The organism is Chromobacterium fluminis (assembly GCF_011602385.1).
Classification (GTDB): domain Bacteria; phylum Pseudomonadota; class Gammaproteobacteria; order Burkholderiales; family Chromobacteriaceae; genus Chromobacterium; species Chromobacterium fluminis.
In genome coordinates, this window is the sequence record NZ_JAAOMA010000026.1 from 55,179 (window position 1) to 70,554 (window position 15,376).

The window sequence follows — 15,376 nt, forward strand, 5'->3', positions numbered from 1 at the left end:
AACTGTCAAATCCGGTTTTGGAAAATTATGACGTTGAAATCTTAGCGTTTCCTTAGTGCTTTCTTGCAGTTGACTGATTTACCTCCACAGATCTGGAGAAAAAAATAGACAGAACACAATAAGTAATTGATTTTAATCATGTATCTTTATTGACACACCAATGCCGAAGTCATTATTTTTTAGCAAATCCATTACTGAAAAATAAAATTCCCGGTCATAAAAAGGAAAACTGAAGGGAGTCTGAGCAAGCAATAAGAACAGGATCTTATAGGTCAGACATTTAAATTCAACGTCCGAACCAATACCAGTGGTATTAATCGGCCGGAATCCTATTCGCAGCCCTTCTCTTATTTACCGTTGGCAACGCTCAGAAAACCCTAAGCAGGAGCGGGCATACTGCCTCCATTTCATCCCGGAGACAGTCATGCCCCAGCCTACTCATCCGCCCAGCCTGCCCGGCTCCAGCCTGGAGACCTGACCATGGTCTCCCTCGCTCGCGCCTCGCTGATTTACGAGTGGCGCCGCTTTTTGCCGGCGGTGCTGGCGGTGGCTTTCGCCGGCCTGCTGGTCCAGGTGCAACTCAGTCTGCTCTTGGGCATGTTCAGCTCGGTAGGCGTTTACATAGACCGCTCCAGCGCCGACCTCTGGGTGGGCTACCCGGCCACCCAAAGCGTGGACCTGGCTCGGCCCATTCCCGGCAAAACCGAGAACAACCTGTGGGCGCACCCGGAAGTCACCGCGGTGGAACGCTTCACCTGGACCATGGCGGACTGGCAGCGTCCCGGCGGCGGCAAGCTCAGCGCGGTGCTGATCGGCATTGATCCGCGGCCGCAGGCAATGACCTTCGCCACCTTGCTGACCCCGGCGCTGCGCCAGGAGCTGACGGTGCCCAGCACCGTGCTGGTGGATGAGAGCGATCTGGAAAAACTGGGCATCAAGATAGGCGACTACGCCGAACTCAGCGGCAAGCGGGTGCGCATCGGCGGCACCGTCAACGGCATGCGCGCGATGGGCGGGGCCAACATCCTGACCTCGCTGAACACCGCCCGCCGCATCGACCCCAATCTGCGCAACGACGCCACCGACTACTTCCTGGCGCGGCTGCGCGACCCCAGCCGCGCCGAGCTGGTGCGCGACCAACTGCAGCCTGCGGGCACCTTCAAGCCCTTCCAGGTGTGGACCGCGGAGGAGTTCTCCATCCAGTCGCAGGTGTATTGGCTGTTCGAGTCCGGCGCCGGCTCCGGCTTCCTGTTTTCCTCCGCGCTGGGCCTGCTGGTCGGCATCGTCATCACCAGCCAAACGCTGATGGCGGCCATCGTCGCCGCACTGCGCGAATACGCCACTTTGCGAGCCTTGGGCGTGTCCTCCTCCTCCTTGCGCGCCGTGATTCTGGAACAGTCCTTCTGGGTCGGCCTCGCCGGCCTGGTGATCACCGCCGTGGTCGGCGCGCTGCTGGTGATGGCCGCGCGCCACGCCCACATCGCGCTGGAAGTGCCGGTGTGGGGCTGCCTGGCCACCGGCACCCTGGTGCTGGGCATCGCTCTGCTGTCCGGTCTGTCCGCGCTGCGCGCGCTGAACCAGGCCGAACCCTCCACCCTATTGCGATAAGGAGACTCTCATGTCCGCCTCTCCCGCCATCGTCGGCGAAAACCTGAACCGCTCGTTCAGCAACGGCAAGACCGAGCAAACCGTGCTCACCAATATCTCGCTGTCCATCCTGCCCGGCGAACTGACCCTGATCATCGGTCCGTCCGGCTCCGGCAAGAGCACCTTGCTGTCCGTGCTCTCCGGCCTGCTGCCGCCCAGTTCCGGCCGCGTCACCGCGCTGGGGCTGGAGCTGACCCGGCGCTCCATCGAGGAGTTGAGCCGCTTCCGCCTGGAGCATTGCGGTTTCGTGTTCCAGGGCTTCAACCTGTTCGCCTCGCTGACCGCGCTGGAAAACGTGCTGCTGCCGCTGAACTACGGCCCCAAGATAGCCAAAGCCGAAGCCGAAAAACGCGCGCAAGAAGTCTTGGATCTGGTGGGCCTGGGTCCGCGCGCCAAGCTGCGGCCGATGGAACTGTCCGGCGGCGAAAAACAACGGGTCGCCATCGCCCGAGCGCTGGTCAAGCGGCCCAAGCTGATGTTCGCCGACGAACCCACCAGCGCGCTGGACAGCCATAACGGCCAAGTGGTGATCGACCTCTTGCACCAGATCGCTCAGGAACAAGGCACCACGGTGCTGGGCGTGTCCCACGACAACCGCCTGATCAAGCACGCCGACCGCGTCATCACCCTGGAAGACGGCCAGGTGGTCAAGGATCTACGCGTCCATAACACGCCGATGGAGGTAGCATGAGCAGCCCTATTCCCAAGACCCCGCTGCGCCTGGGCCCGCTGCTGGCTTTGAGCCTGTTACTGGCCGGCTGCTCCGAACCGCCGCCTCCCGCGCCGGTCCAGCAATCGCCGTGGGCCGCCATCGCCAAGGGCCGCGTCAGCATAGAAGGCGGGGTGATCAATATCGCCGCGCCGCGCGCCGGCATCATTCGCGAGGTGTCGGTGGAAGAAGGCGCCGAGGTCAAACCCGGCGCGGTGCTGGCCCGCATCGACGACCGCGAGGCCAATCTGGCGATGAAGGTGCGCGAGCAGGAGCGCGACGAGGCGCGGCAGGCGCTGACCCTGTTGCAGATCAAGCACGCCATCGCCCAGCGCGAGCTGCAACGGGTGTCCGCGCTAAACGGCGACGAGGTGGTGTCCAAGCAGGAAAAAGACAACGCCCGCGATCAGGTCAAGCTCAGCGCCTCCGAGCTGGCCCGTCAGCAAGCGGCGGTGGCCACCGCCGACGCGCAAGTAGCCGCCAGCAAACTGGAAGTGGACCAACACGTGGTGCGCGCGCCGCTGGCCGGCCGCATCATCCGCCGCCAGGCCCGACCCGGCGACGGCACCTCCACGCTGAACGTGACGCCGCTGTTCATGTTCGCCCCCAACGGGCCCCGCATCGTTCGCGCCGACCTGGAAGAACGCTATGTGGGCTTGGTGACGGCGGGACAGGCGGCCGAGGTGACGCTGGAAGCGGACGAAACCAAGGTCTACAAGGCCAAGGTGCTGCGGCTGGGCCAGGTGTTCGGCAACCGTCCGGACAACGACGACCCCAATGAGAAACAAGATGTGCGGGTGATTGAATGCGTACTGGCGCTGGTGGACGCGCCGGAAATCCGCATCGGCCAGCGGGTGCTCGTGCGCATCTCCCGACAAGACAAGGCGGGCAAACCATGATGCGGCCCATCGCTCTGCTGCTGCTCCTGGCGCTTGGCGGCTGCGCCGGGCTGGAACCTTCGCGCCCCGCGCCGGCGCTGCCGGAGCGCTACGGCCAGGCCCTGCCCGGCCAGGCGCCGGACGCCCAAGCCTGGGACGGTTTCGGCGACCCCGGGCTCAGCCGGTGGATCGCGACGGTGCGCGAGGGCAACATCGACCTCGCCGCCAGCCTGGCGCGGCTGGACGCCGCGCGCGCCGAACTGGGCGTGCTCAACGCCGACCGCTACCCCAAGCTGGACTTCGAACAATCGGTGGAGCGGCGCAAGCTGTCCAAGTTCGATTTGGGCGAAGTCGGCGAAGACACCGCCAACCCCAGCACCCGCTACAGCACGCGGTTGGCGCTGGGCTATGAGGTGGACTTGCGCGGCCGGGTCAGCGCCGCGACGCGCGCCGGCCGCGCCGATCTCAAGGCCAGCGGCGGCGACCTAGACGCGCTGGGCCTGAGCCTGGCGCGGCAGACCGCGGAACTGTGGCTGACCCGGGCGGAGCTGGCCGCCGACATCGAACTGCTCCGGGAAACCGCGCGGCTGCGCCAGCGCCTGCTGGCCGGGGTCGCCGCCAAACGCCGCGTCGGCCTGGCCAGCGGCCGGCAGTTGCTGGAACCGGACAGCGAGGCCAGCGAAGCCGACCGCTTGCTTGCCCAGCAAGGCGACGCGCTGAAGCGGGTGGAGCGCAGCCTGTGCCAGCTGGCCGCCAAAATGCCCAACGCCTGCGGCTTGCCGCCGGCGCGGCCGCTGCGCGAACTCAGGCTGCCGGAAGCGGGCGGCGAGGTGCCGGCCCGGCTGCTGCAACGCAGGCCGGACCTCAGCGCGGCCCAGGCCCGCTACGACGCCGCGCGCGCGCGCATCGACGAGGCGGAAGCCGCCCGCTGGCCGTCGCTGACCCTGAACGGCGGCCTGGGCATCAGCGCCGGCAGCTGGTCCGCATTGCGCGGCAGCAAGGTGCTGAACTGGTCTCTGTTGCCGCAGCTGGACATTCCGCTGTTCGACGCCGGCAAGCGCAAGGCCGAAGCCCAGCGCGCGCGCTTTGCCGCCGCAGAACAATACGCGGCCTGGCGCGGCGCGGTCACCCGCGCGGTGTACGAGGTGGAAGACGCAGCAGCAGCAGCCCGCTTCGCCGGCACGGATCAGGAAGCCAAGCAGCGCCAATACGCGGACGCCAGCCGGCGCTTGCGCGCCGAGCGCGACGCTCGCGGCGTGGGCCTCAGCGACGGCCAGGCGGAATGGCGTGCGCAACTGGCAGAGCTGCAGGCGGAACAGGGCGTGCAAGGCGCGCGCCGCCAGCAACTGCTGGCGGCGGCCAATCTGATCGCCGCCTTGGGCGGCGGTTGGGAGGGCGCGGACAAGAACGCGCCTTGAGCAAAGCCGGCGCTCCGCCGGCTCAAGCCGGCCGCGCCGCGCGCTCCGCGGCCGGGGCCTCCGGCGCGGCGCAACGCGGCAGGCGGATCTCCACGCCCAGGCCGTTGCCGTGCAGGCCGTCGGTCAGCAGCAGGCTGCCGCCGTGCAACTCCACCACCCGCTTGACGATGGCCAGCCCCAGGCCGCTGCCGGTGACGGTGTTGTCGGGCAGACGCACGAAACGCTTCAGCACCTGATCCCGCCACTGCGGCTCGATGCCCGGCCCGTCGTCCAGCACCGCCAGCCGCACATTGGAAAACCCCTCGCTGACTTCCACATTGATGCAAGCGCCGTCCGGGCAGTAACGGATGGCGTTGTCCAGCAGATTGTCCAATAGGCTATCCATCGCGCTGGCGTCGCCGCAGCAGGCCGCCGTCTGCGCGCCGTCGTAGGCCAGCGTGATGTTGCGCTCCATCGCGCGCGGCACATGCCGCGCCAAGGCCGCGCGCACCAAGGCCGCCAAGTCGAAGGACACCGGCAGCACCCGCGCCGATTCCGCGTCCAGCCGCGACAGCGTCAACAGCTTGCCCACCAGTTCGCCGCTGCGGCCTATGCTGGCGTCCAGCAAGGCCGCCAGCGCCGCCCTCTCCCGCTCGGACTCCGCCCGCGCCAGCAAATGCACTTGCGCGCCAATCGCCGCCAGCGGCGTGCGCAGTTCGTGCGCCGCGTCGGCGAAGAAACGCTGCTCTCCCTCGCGGAAAGTCGCCAGCCGCGACAACAGCTCGTTGACGGAATTGAACACCGGCCGCAGCTCCTGATATTCGGGATCGGCGCAGGCCAGCGGCGCCGTTGATTGCACATCGCGCGAAGTAATGGTGGTGGCCAGCGTCGCCAAGGGCTGCAAGGCGCGGCCATAGCCGACGCGCAGCATCAGCATGATGATGGGCACCGCGGCGATCAGCGGCAGCAAGAAGAAAATCAGGATTTCGGCCTGCACCCGCTGCACAAAGCTGCGCGCGACGGCCAACTGCACCCGCACCTCGTCGCCGCTCGCCGTCAGCATGCGCCAACGGCCCTGGTTGGCCGGCGCGCCGCCGCTGGGCGGCTGCTCCAGCTCCGGCCAGGCCTTGGACACCGCCAGCAGGCGCTGCCGCTTGTCGACGATGCGATAGGCCAACTCGTCCTTGACCGGCGGCCTTTCGCTATAGCCGTGGCCAAACTGGCCGATTAGTTGATCGACGATGCGAGCGCGCTCGCTCTCCTTGATGTCGGCGCTGTAGACGGTGGCCAGCGTGCGCGCCAGCCCGCGCAGATCCCCGTCCAGATAACCGGAGCCCACCCGGGTCACTTCCCAGTAAAACCAGGCGAACAGGACCAGCCATACAGCCAATAGGGTACTCAGGCTGGTCCATAACAGCCGCCGGTAGAGCGAGCGCCGCGCCAGCGAGGGAATGATCATGCCGGCTTGGGCAACAGATAGCCGACGCCGCGTATGGTGCGGATCCAATCCGAACCCAGCTTGCGCCGCAGATTGTGGACATGCACTTCCAGCGCGTTGTCGGACTCGCAGCACAGATGCTCGACCAGGTGCTCGCGGCTGACCACCTTGCCGGCCTTGCGCACCAGTTCGAACATCAGCGCGAATTCCGACGGAGACAAGGCCACCGTCGCGCCGTTCATCGACAGCTCGCGGGTATCGGCGTTGATGCACAAATCGCCGATCTGCCAATTGGCCGACACGAAGCCGCTGCTGCGCCGGGTCACCGCCTGCAGCCGGGCCAGCAGTTCCGGAATGGCGAAAGGCTTGACCAGGTAGTCGTCGGCGCCGTTGTGCAAGCCGGCCAGCCGGCTCTCCAGCGCGTCGCGCGCGGTCAGGATGATCACCGGCAGCGTCGATCCGTTGCCGCGCAATTCTTGCAGCAAGTGCAGACCCTCGCCGTCCGGCAGCCCCAGATCCAGCAGCAGCGCGTCTTGCGGCTCATCGGCCAGAAAGGTGCGCGCTTCTTTCAGCCGCCGCACCCAGACGGTGCGAAAACCGGCCTGGCGCAAGGCCTGCCCCAGCGCCTCGCCCAATGCCAGGTCGTCCTCCACCAACAATATGTTCACGGGATGTCTCCGCAGGCCAAAGCAATGTCAAAATCATGCCAGAGCGCCATGGCAAAAGCTACCGCGCCGACGTCAATCCTGAGCTTGCAGCAGATGGTCCAAGGACAGCACGTCGCCCAGCCGCCGCAGGGCCTGCAACTCCTCGCGATGCTCTCGCGCCAGGCGTTCCGCCAGCGCCTCTCCCTTGGGCATCAGCCGCACTTCCACGCAGCGGCGGTCGTCCCGCCCCGGGCTGCGCGCCACCAGTTGCTGCTGCTCGCAACGACTGATCAAGCCCACCACGCTGTGGTGGTGCGACTGCAGCCGCTCGGCCAGCTCGGCCACCGTCGCCCAGTCCCGGCCTGGAAAGCCCTTGATCTGCAACAACAGCAGGTATTGCAGCATGGTGATGCCGTGGCGCTGGGCCGCCTCTTCGCTAAAACGCTGGAAACGGCGCAAGCGGTAGCGGAAGTCCGCCAGCCGTTCGAAATCCTGCTTGGAAAAACTCGGGGGGTCGGACACGCGGGTCACCTCGTTCGGCTCAGCCGTCCAGCAAAGCGCGGTAGCACACCGGCGAAGCCAGCTCCCCCGCCTCGATGCGTTCTATCTCGTCCAGCTTGTCGCCCAGGAACTGCGCCAAGGCCTGCGCCGGCTGCCTCTCGCCGCCGCCGGCGTGCAGCAGCACCAGGCCGCCGCCGCGGCTGGCCTTCCACAGCGGCCACCAGCGCTGCGGATTCGCCGCCAAATCGGCCCAATACACTTCACAGAAAGTGGGCCAATGGCGTTCGTCCTGACGCAGCCAGTTAAGCAGGCCGGGCGCCGGCGCCACGCTTTTCAGCCAGTGGGCGGCATCCAGCGCCTGCCGCGGCAGGCCCTTTGGCCAGGTTTCCTCAATCAGAAAAGCGTTCTCAAGGCCCTGCCGGTATTCGCTCACCGGCAACAGGCGGATTTTTGCGTCCATTGCGTCACTCCTTGTTTCATCTGGCGGCGGAGGCGGTGCGGCGTCGTCAGAAATATCGCATTACGATATTTAATGGTCAAAAAAAGGCGGCTGGGCCGCCATTAGAAGCTGTTCTAAAGTCTTGCGAGCTAGAGCGAGACAAGGCGAAAACGAGCTAAAAAGCGGAATGTACACACGGTACATAAGCATTTCGAAGCTTTTTTCAACGCCGTATCGCCGAAGCGCAGCGGACTTTGAACAGGTTCTTAGGCCGCGGTGTTTGCACCGCGGCCGTGCTATTACAGCGCGGCTTTGAAGATCGCGCAGATTTCATCGTGGCTCGCCTGGATCGGATTGGTCAGGCCGCACGCATCCTTCAAGGCGTTGGCGGCCAGCTCCGGAATATCCTCTTCCTTGACCCCCAACTGCGTCAATCCTGCCGGAATGCCTACGTCGGCCGCCAATTGGCGTATGGCGGCGATCGCCGCTTCCGCGTTGGCGGCCACGCCCAGCGCCGCGCCGACGTCGGCCAGACGTTGGCCGGCCGCCTTGGCGTTGAAGACCTGCACATGCGGCAGCAGCACCGCGTTGCACACGCCGTGCGGCAGATCGTAGAAGCCGCCCAACTGGTGCGCCATCGCGTGCACATAGCCCAGCGACGCGTTGTTGAAGGCCATGCCGGCCAGGAACTGCGCGTAAGCCATTTGCTCGCGCGCTTCCATGTCCAGGCCGTTGCGCACCGCGCGGCGCAGATGGCCGGCGATCAGCGTCACCGCCTTCAAGGCGCAAGCGTCCGTGATGGGCGTGGCGATGGTGGAAACGTAAGCCTCCACCGCGTGGGTCAGCGCGTCCATGCCGGTGGCCGCGGTCAGCGACGCCGGCATGCCGGCCATGGTTTCCGGATCGTTGACCGACAACACCGGCGTGGTGTGCTTGTCCACGATGGCCATTTTGATATGACGGGACTCGTCGGTGATGATGCAGAAGCGGGTCATTTCAGAGGCGGTGCCGGCCGTGGTGTTGATCGCCACCAGCGGCAACTGCGGCTTGGCGGACTTGTCCACGCCCTCGTAATCCTGGATCTTGCCGCCGTTGGCTGCTACCAGGGCGATGCCCTTGGCGCAGTCGTGCGGGGAGCCGCCGCCCAGCGACACCACGGCGTCGCAGTCGTGCTCGCGCAGCAGCGCGAGGCCGGCGCCCACGTTGGCGGTGGTGGGATTGGGGTGCACGCCGTCAAACAGCACGGTGGCGATGCCGACGCCGCCCAGCAATTCCGTGACGCGGCCGGCCAGGCCGGTTTTCACCAAGCCGGTATCCGTCACCATCAATACTTTGCGGTAGCCGTAACCGCGCATCGTTTCAACGGCTTGTTGCAAACAGCCCGCGCCCATCAGGTTGACGCAGGGAATGAAGAAAGCGCTGGTCGCCATGGCAAACTCCTGTTCTTAAGACATTTGTCATAAGCGCAGTATGCTTATTTTGGCCGATGCGGCATTTGCCTCACATCAAAAGATGTCCAATCATCCCGCTCACTTGTGCGGCAACACATCCTGCACCAACAGGGCGACCAGAGCGCCAAAGCCGTCCCACATGATCTGCACACCCAGGCACAGCAGGATGAAAGCGGACAGGCGCAGGAACACCACCGAGCCGGTCTGGCCCAGATAACGCAACAATTTATCGGCGTGGCGGTAGCACAGATAGACCAGCACGCTGCACACCAGCACCGCGCAGCCGCCGGCCAGCGGCGAGATCGCGTATTTGACGATGCCCTTGCCGGTATCGGTCAGCGAAGCGCCCATGGTGATGGCCACCGAGATGGAGCCCGGCCCCACCGTCAGCGGAAAGGTCAGCGGATAGAAGGCGCGTTGCTTCAGCGCATCGTGGTTTTCCGCCTGGATGGGCTGATCAGTGGAAGTGGGATTGCTCTCCGGCGGCGCGTCGTTGAGCATGCGCCAGGCGGCGAAAGTAATCAGCAGGCCGCCGGACAACTGCACCACCGGCAAGGACACGCCGAAGAAAGACAGCACATAGCCGCCGGTGAACATGCTGCCCAACAGCAGCAAGGCGCAATACATGGCGATGCGGCGCGCCAGGTAACGGCGCTGCTGCGGCGTATTGCGCGCCGTCATCGAGATGAAGATGGGCACCAGCCCCGGAGGATTCATGATGGGCAGCAAGGCCGCCATCACAAACAGAAACTTTGTTATGAATATTGTCAGCAACTGCATGGTGAAATGACTCCGAAACCATCAAATTCAGATCGGGAACGGCCGCCGGCGCGGCGCCAGCCGCCATATTACACAATTCATCAATATTGCAACCGACTCTCGTTCGGACTCCGGCGGCCCTCCGCGGTTCCGGCGTGTCGAGCGCGCGCCCCGCGTCGGCGCGGAATCCATAGCAATCAGTCTCTTACGCAAAACAGCCCGGCAATGCCGGGCTGTTTTGCTAGCTGCCGCCCTAAGGCTGGCAGAATTCACAGCGGATCAGCGCGTGGCGGCGGCCAGCTTGCCGTCCTCATTCTCTTGGCGCAAGGCGCGGGCCTTGACCAACGCCTCGCTGAAATCAATCTCTTCCAGCGCCACCATTCGGGTTTTGTGCTTGAACTTGTAGCCCAACCACAGCACCAGGAACAGCGGGATACCCAGGTAAGTGGCGATCACCGCGCTCCAGTCGATATGCCCGCCGATGAAGGCCTCGTAGTTCTGGCCCAGCATGATCAGCAAGCACAGCGCGAAGGCGAACAGCGGCCCCAGCGGGAACCACTTGGCCTGGTAAGGCAGGTCGGCCAGATCGTGGCCCTGCTTCACATAGCCGCGGCGGAAGCGGTAGTGGCTGATGGCCACGCCCAACCAGGCGATGAAGCCGGTCATGCCGGAGGAGTTCAGCAACCACAGATAGACCGCGTTGGTTTCAAACAGCGAGGTCAGAAAGCACAGCGCGGCGATCACGCTGGTGGCATACAGCGCGTTGCGCGGCACACCGTTGGCGGACAGTTCGGCAAAGCGCTTGGGCGCCATCTTGTTGCGCGCCATGGTGTACAGCATGCGGGTGGACGCGTACATGCCGGAGTTGCCGGCGGACAGGATGGCGGACAGGATTACCGCGTTCATCAGGCTGGCGGCCATGGCGAAGCCGGCGCGGTTGAACACCAGGGTGAATGGGCTGGCGCCCACGTCCTTCATATCGTTCTTCAGCAGCAGCGGATCGTTGTACGGCAGGATCAGGCCGATGATCAGGATGGACAGCATGTAGAACATCAAGATGCGCCAGAAGATCTGCCGCACCGCGCGCGGGATGGTCTTGCCCGGATTGGCGGACTCCCCGGCAGCGACGCCGATCAGCTCCGTGCCCTGGAAGGAAAAGCCCACGATCATGGCCACGCCCACGAAAGCGGCCATGCCGCCCACAAACGGCCCCTGCCCCTGCTGCATCACCGATAAACCCGGCGCGATGCGCTGCGGGTTGGGGTCGGTCATGATGCCGAAGATCATCAAAAAGCCGATGACGATGAAGGCGACGATGGTGGCCACCTTGAGCATCGAACACCAGAACTCGGCCTCGCCGAAGCCCTTCACCGAGAAATAGTTGAGCACGAAGATGATCAACAGGAAGCCGGCGCTCCAGACAATGCCGGGCACCGCCGGATACCAGTAATGCATGATGATGGCGGCCGCGGCCAGCTCCACCGCCACGGTGATGGCCCAGTTGTACCAGTAGTTCCAACCCTGAGCGAAACCAAAGGCCGGATCCACAAAGCGCGAACCGTATACCTGAAAAGAGCCGGATTCCGGCATAAAGGCGGCCATTTCGCCCAGACTGGTCATCAGGAAGTAAACCATCAGGCCGATCAGGGCGTAGGCGATCAAGGCCCCGCCGGCGCCGGCCGACGCCACGGTGGCGCCGGAGGCCAGGAACAGGCCGGTGCCAATGGAGCCGCCGATGGCGATCATCGACAGGTGGCGCGCCTGCAAGGTGCGCCTAAGCTCTTGGCTCTCTTGTTTTTTTTCCATCTCTTTGTCTCAAGTGCGCCTGCTCGGCGACATTGCTTTCGGCTCGCTGCGGCCAGCCGGCGGCCTGCTGTCGCTACGACAGGCAGTCGTAATCGAAACGCAAAAGAATGACAGCAACCACGACTGTTGACTAGTCAAACATGGCTTTGGAGCTTAAAAAACGAAAATGTCATGTTCGCAAAGGAATATCGCACCCGGTTGGACTGCGACCAAGCGCCTGCGACGCGGTCCCGAAAGCGCCTCGCGACGGATCTGTCGCATGAATCATACAGTTTTCACCCGTCCCGCCCGCTCCAGCACCCGGTTTGAAACGCGGCGCGACCGAGTCGCCGCACCGTGGTTGCATGGGAAAACTCACAGTCGACCACCGTCTTGCTCTGTTTACAAACAAAAATGAATCTCATTTGCAAAAATGACAAATAAGACCTTGTCATACAAAGATAAATTTAAATTTAATCCAAATTAAAACAAATAAGACATCACAAACCGTCACAATCTTATTTACAATTTTCACACCTCAGCACTGAATAAAAAATCACTCCAATCGAATAAAAAACTACTCGCCTCTTATTCGTTCAACCCCTTCGCCATATCAATATAACGATTGCTCATAACTCTATAGCGGCTAATTTGTTCGCCCGCTCCCGACATCTGCCATAAAATGGCCGCGCTCACTAAAGCAAATCGTGTTCTTTCCATTATTTTGGTCACCATATAACGATAAGCAAAACGCTCGCGCATGAACGCGGGCAAATCGCAATTCCATCGCTTTTGATTCCACAACCAATTGAGATAAACCATGAACGCCATTGTCGACCCTGTTTTTCACCCTTTCGGAGTTTCCGCCGCGGATCTCGCCCGGCAAATACTGGAGCGGGTTTTCAAACTGCGCCGCATCCACCCGGAGGACCTGGCCGCCACGGAAGATCTGGACGCGGAAATGGCTCCGCACCTTCCCAAGATTCAAGCCGCCGTTGCCCGCCGCCAGCCGCTGCAAATGATTCTGCCGGCCTTCCCCGGCAAATCGCCCAATCGTAATAAAACCCTGGGCGCGATGCCCGATTTGGCCGAGCGTCACGCAATGGATAATCTGCACCAACTCTGCAGGGACATTCAGAGCATCTACCCGCCGGGCGCTCAAGTCGCCATTTGCTCTGACGGCTATTGCTTTTCCGACGTGGTGTATATCCCGGACGCGGAAGTCGCCGCCTATATGGACGACTTGATTCGCTATGCGCGGCAACGCCATGGCGACAGCTTTCGCTTTTACGACTTGAAAGATCACTTCAGCTATATCGGCGACCTGGATTCGCAGCGCGAAGAATTGCTGATTCTTTACAGCGACTCCATCGAACAGATCAAACGCCAATGCCAGGACGAACCGGCGATGCGCGCGATGTACCAGGGCATTACCCGCTTCCTGTTCGAGGACGCGCAAGGCATGGAGCGCTTCGCCGGCCACAGCAAGACCAGCTTGCAGAAAATGGCGCGCGCCAACGCCTACCGGGTGATTCAGCGCAGCAACGCCTGGAGCCGGCTGCTGGAACGCGCGTTTCCGGACAGCCTGCGCCTGTCCATCCATCCGCAATTTCGCGTGTCGGCCAAGATCGGCGTGCGACTGGTGGACAGCGTCGACGCCTGGCTGACGCCCTGGCACGCGGCCGCGATCAAGCACGAGCACGGCGTGATGTTGAAAAAGCGCAGCGACATCGACGAAAACCAGTCCGCCTTGGTCTTTGTCGACGGCCGGCCCAGCCACTTCATCGCCACCGCCGCCTGAAACCCCGTCCTTCATTGTCCATTTCGAGTATCGCCATGCAAAACGAACCCCTTGTCGCTTCCATCGTCTCCATTTTGCTCGACGCCTTCCAAGGCGAAGCCGACCACCCGCAGCGCGAACCCTACCGCCAGGCGCTGAGCGCTCAAGTGGAGCGCTTCGTGAGCCGGCAACAGCCGCTGCAACTGCTGCTGCCGGGCTTTCCGCTGAAATCGCCCAACACCCGCGACAAAACCGCGTCCGACCGCCCCGACTACGCCGAATACGCGGCGCTGGAACGGCTGGACCAACTGTGCCGCGCCGTCGGCCGCGTCTACCCGGCCGGTTGCGCGCTGGAACTGTTCAGCGACGGCCTGAGCTTCCACGATCTGCTGGACATCCCGCGCGACACGGCCAACGACTACCACCGCCGGCTGCGCGCGCTCTACGCCAGCCCGGTGCTGCGCTGGCATGACTACGCCAGCGTCCAGCCCGGTTTCGACCGCCAGCGCGACCGCGCCGAAAGCGTGCTGCGCCGCTACCTGCCCGCCGCGGCCGCGGACTTCGCCCAGCCTCTGCCGGAAAACCAGGCCGGACGCCTGCCGCAATGGCTGGGCCTGCTGCGCGAAGACAATGCGGCGCGCGGCATCGCCGAGGCCGAAGACTGGCCGCAGCGCGCGCTGCGCCTGGCTTGGCGCGGCATCGCGCTGGACGCGATGCTGGCCGAACACTTCCCGGAAGCCATCCGGCTGACCATCCACCAATCCGGCGCGCCCGGCGGCAAATTTCCCATCCGCCTGTCGCCGGCCCAGGCCGAGGCGGCCTTGCCCTGGCACCGCGTCTACCTGCTGAACCTGGCCGGCCGCGGCGAGCTGGTCTCCAAGCGCCAAGCGCTGGACGCGCGCCGCGCCAAGGCGGTGAGCTTCGACGGCCAGCCCTGGCTCTATCTGGAACAAGCCGACGCTGAATGGGAGGGTTGCGAACTATCGGTCATGCTGGCCGGCCGCTTCGGCCTGCTGATCGAAAACCGCCGCCCCGGCGCCAACTGCCTGTCGCTGCCGCGCCCGGCCTTGACCCGCCTGGCTCAGCTGTTCGGCTTCGTCGCGCTGCGCGGCTTCGCCGTAGAGGACGAGGACAATCTGATCGACTTCAGCGCCCAGTTCGGCACGCCCTATATCTGGCAGTTCGGCGCGGTGCACAAGGTGAAGCCGGAAGAGGACGCCGACGGCTTCGTTCACTCCTTCGAGGAACTGCCGCTGCACTGGGACTTGAGCATGCTGCCGGCCGACAATGAGTTCGTGCGCAAGAACCCGCGCTTCAGCGCCAGCCTGTTCGCGCTGTATTGCAAGACAGCGCCGCAACACGGCGAAGGCCAAACCACGCTGGTGGACGCGCGCAACATCCTGCGCCAAGTGCCGACGGCCACGCTGGCCGAATGGGAGCGGCTGGAAATCCGCTACCACACCAAGTTCACCTATTTCGGCGGCGACGCCCGCGTCTACCCGCTGGTGGAAGCCCACCCGGACACCGGCGAATCCGTGCTGCGTTTCCAGGAAAACAGCAACTCCGAACTGCAGAAGTTCTTCGTCGACGTGGAAGAGCGCGCCGACGACTACCCCAACCTGGTGCAGGAACTACTGGAACGGGCCTATGCGCCGGAAAACCTGATCGAGCACGACTGGCACGACGGCGACCTGGCGCTGATAGACAACTACAACAGCCTGCACGGCCGCCGCGCGATGACCCGCGCCTCGCGCGGACGCGAGCTGTGGCGTGTCCAGGTCCACAAAGGCTAAGCACCTGTTTACGATCTGCTGCGCGTCGGCGATACAGCGTTGAAAAAGGCTTCGAAATGCTCATGTACCACCCGTACATTCCGCTTTCTCAGCCGTTTTCGCCTTGTCTCGCCTTAGCTCGCAAGATCGTAAACACGTTCTAAGGCCCGCCC

General features: G+C 63.8%; 14 protein-coding genes. 6 read left to right on the forward strand and 8 right to left on the reverse strand.

Annotation, left to right across the window (positions count from 1 at the left end):
- The first annotated feature begins 480 nt into the window (after window positions 1-480).
- Genes HA052_RS17480 through HA052_RS17495 form a run of 4 tightly spaced genes read left to right on the forward strand, consistent with a single transcriptional unit; the run spans window position 481 to window position 4,652 of the window.
- Window positions 481-1,608, forward strand: a complete 1,128-nt coding sequence (locus tag HA052_RS17480; protein ID WP_166452868.1) for an ABC transporter permease — start codon at window positions 481-483, stop codon at window positions 1,606-1,608.
- Between the two features lie 10 nt (window positions 1,609-1,618).
- A complete protein-coding gene (locus tag HA052_RS17485) occupies window positions 1,619-2,338 on the forward strand; it encodes an ABC transporter ATP-binding protein (RefSeq protein WP_081544592.1) in 720 nt (239 codons plus the stop codon).
- Window positions 2,335-3,255, forward strand: a complete 921-nt coding sequence (locus HA052_RS17490; RefSeq protein WP_166452869.1) for an HlyD family secretion protein — start codon at window positions 2,335-2,337, stop codon at window positions 3,253-3,255. Before HA052_RS17485 ends, HA052_RS17490 begins: the two co-directional genes overlap by 4 nt.
- The gene (locus HA052_RS17495) at window positions 3,252-4,652 is read left to right on the forward strand and encodes an efflux transporter outer membrane subunit (protein WP_166452870.1); all 1,401 of its coding nucleotides are present in this window, start codon (window positions 3,252-3,254) and stop codon (window positions 4,650-4,652) included. The genes HA052_RS17490 and HA052_RS17495 overlap by 4 nt, the downstream gene beginning before the upstream one ends.
- Before the next feature lie 22 nt (window positions 4,653-4,674).
- On the opposite strand, the gene HA052_RS17500 is transcribed toward HA052_RS17495, so the two are convergent.
- The 8 genes from HA052_RS17500 to HA052_RS17535 form a co-directional block, all read right to left on the reverse strand.
- Window positions 4,675-6,090 carry an ATP-binding protein gene (locus HA052_RS17500; RefSeq protein WP_166452871.1) on the reverse strand — a complete coding sequence of 472 codons (1,416 nt, stop codon included), beginning with the start codon at window positions 6,088-6,090 and terminating at the stop codon, window positions 4,675-4,677.
- On the reverse strand, window positions 6,087-6,737 hold the full coding sequence (locus tag HA052_RS28000) for a response regulator (RefSeq protein WP_166452872.1): 651 nt from the start codon (window positions 6,735-6,737) through the stop codon (window positions 6,087-6,089). The genes HA052_RS17500 and HA052_RS28000 overlap by 4 nt, the downstream gene beginning before the upstream one ends.
- A 72-nt stretch (window positions 6,738-6,809) precedes the next feature.
- Window positions 6,810-7,238, reverse strand: coding sequence for a MarR family transcriptional regulator (locus tag HA052_RS17510; protein WP_081544637.1), 429 nt, complete (start codon window positions 7,236-7,238; stop codon window positions 6,810-6,812).
- Window positions 7,239-7,257: 19 nt separating this feature from the next.
- On the reverse strand, window positions 7,258-7,677 hold the full coding sequence (locus HA052_RS17515) for a DUF488 domain-containing protein (protein ID WP_052052093.1): 420 nt from the start codon (window positions 7,675-7,677) through the stop codon (window positions 7,258-7,260).
- Window positions 7,678-7,955: 278 nt separating this feature from the next.
- Window positions 7,956-9,086 (reverse strand): L-threonine dehydrogenase, encoded by a 1,131-nt coding sequence (gene yiaY, locus HA052_RS17520; protein ID WP_081544588.1) that lies wholly within the window; start codon window positions 9,084-9,086, stop codon window positions 7,956-7,958.
- A gap of 99 nt (window positions 9,087-9,185) precedes the next feature.
- On the reverse strand, window positions 9,186-9,887 hold the full coding sequence (locus HA052_RS17525; protein ID WP_019103223.1) for a MarC family protein: 702 nt from the start codon (window positions 9,885-9,887) through the stop codon (window positions 9,186-9,188).
- A gap of 258 nt (window positions 9,888-10,145) precedes the next feature.
- Entirely contained in the window at window positions 10,146-11,672 is a 1,527-nt protein-coding gene (locus HA052_RS17530) for an amino acid permease (protein WP_166452873.1), read from the reverse strand.
- A 567-nt stretch (window positions 11,673-12,239) separates the two neighbouring features.
- Window positions 12,240-12,473, reverse strand: a complete 234-nt coding sequence (locus HA052_RS17535; protein WP_166452874.1) for a hypothetical protein — start codon at window positions 12,471-12,473, stop codon at window positions 12,240-12,242.
- Here HA052_RS17535 and HA052_RS17540 point away from each other — a divergent pair.
- Both HA052_RS17540 and HA052_RS17545 read left to right on the forward strand, forming a co-directional pair.
- Complete coding sequence (locus HA052_RS17540) at window positions 12,472-13,452, forward strand: isocyanide synthase family protein (protein WP_166452875.1); 981 nt, start codon at window positions 12,472-12,474, stop codon at window positions 13,450-13,452. The genes HA052_RS17535 and HA052_RS17540 overlap by 2 nt on opposite strands.
- A gap of 35 nt (window positions 13,453-13,487) precedes the next feature.
- Window positions 13,488-15,224, forward strand: a complete 1,737-nt coding sequence (locus HA052_RS17545) for an isocyanide synthase family protein (RefSeq protein WP_166452876.1) — start codon at window positions 13,488-13,490, stop codon at window positions 15,222-15,224.
- Window positions 15,225-15,376: the final 152 nt, after the last annotated feature.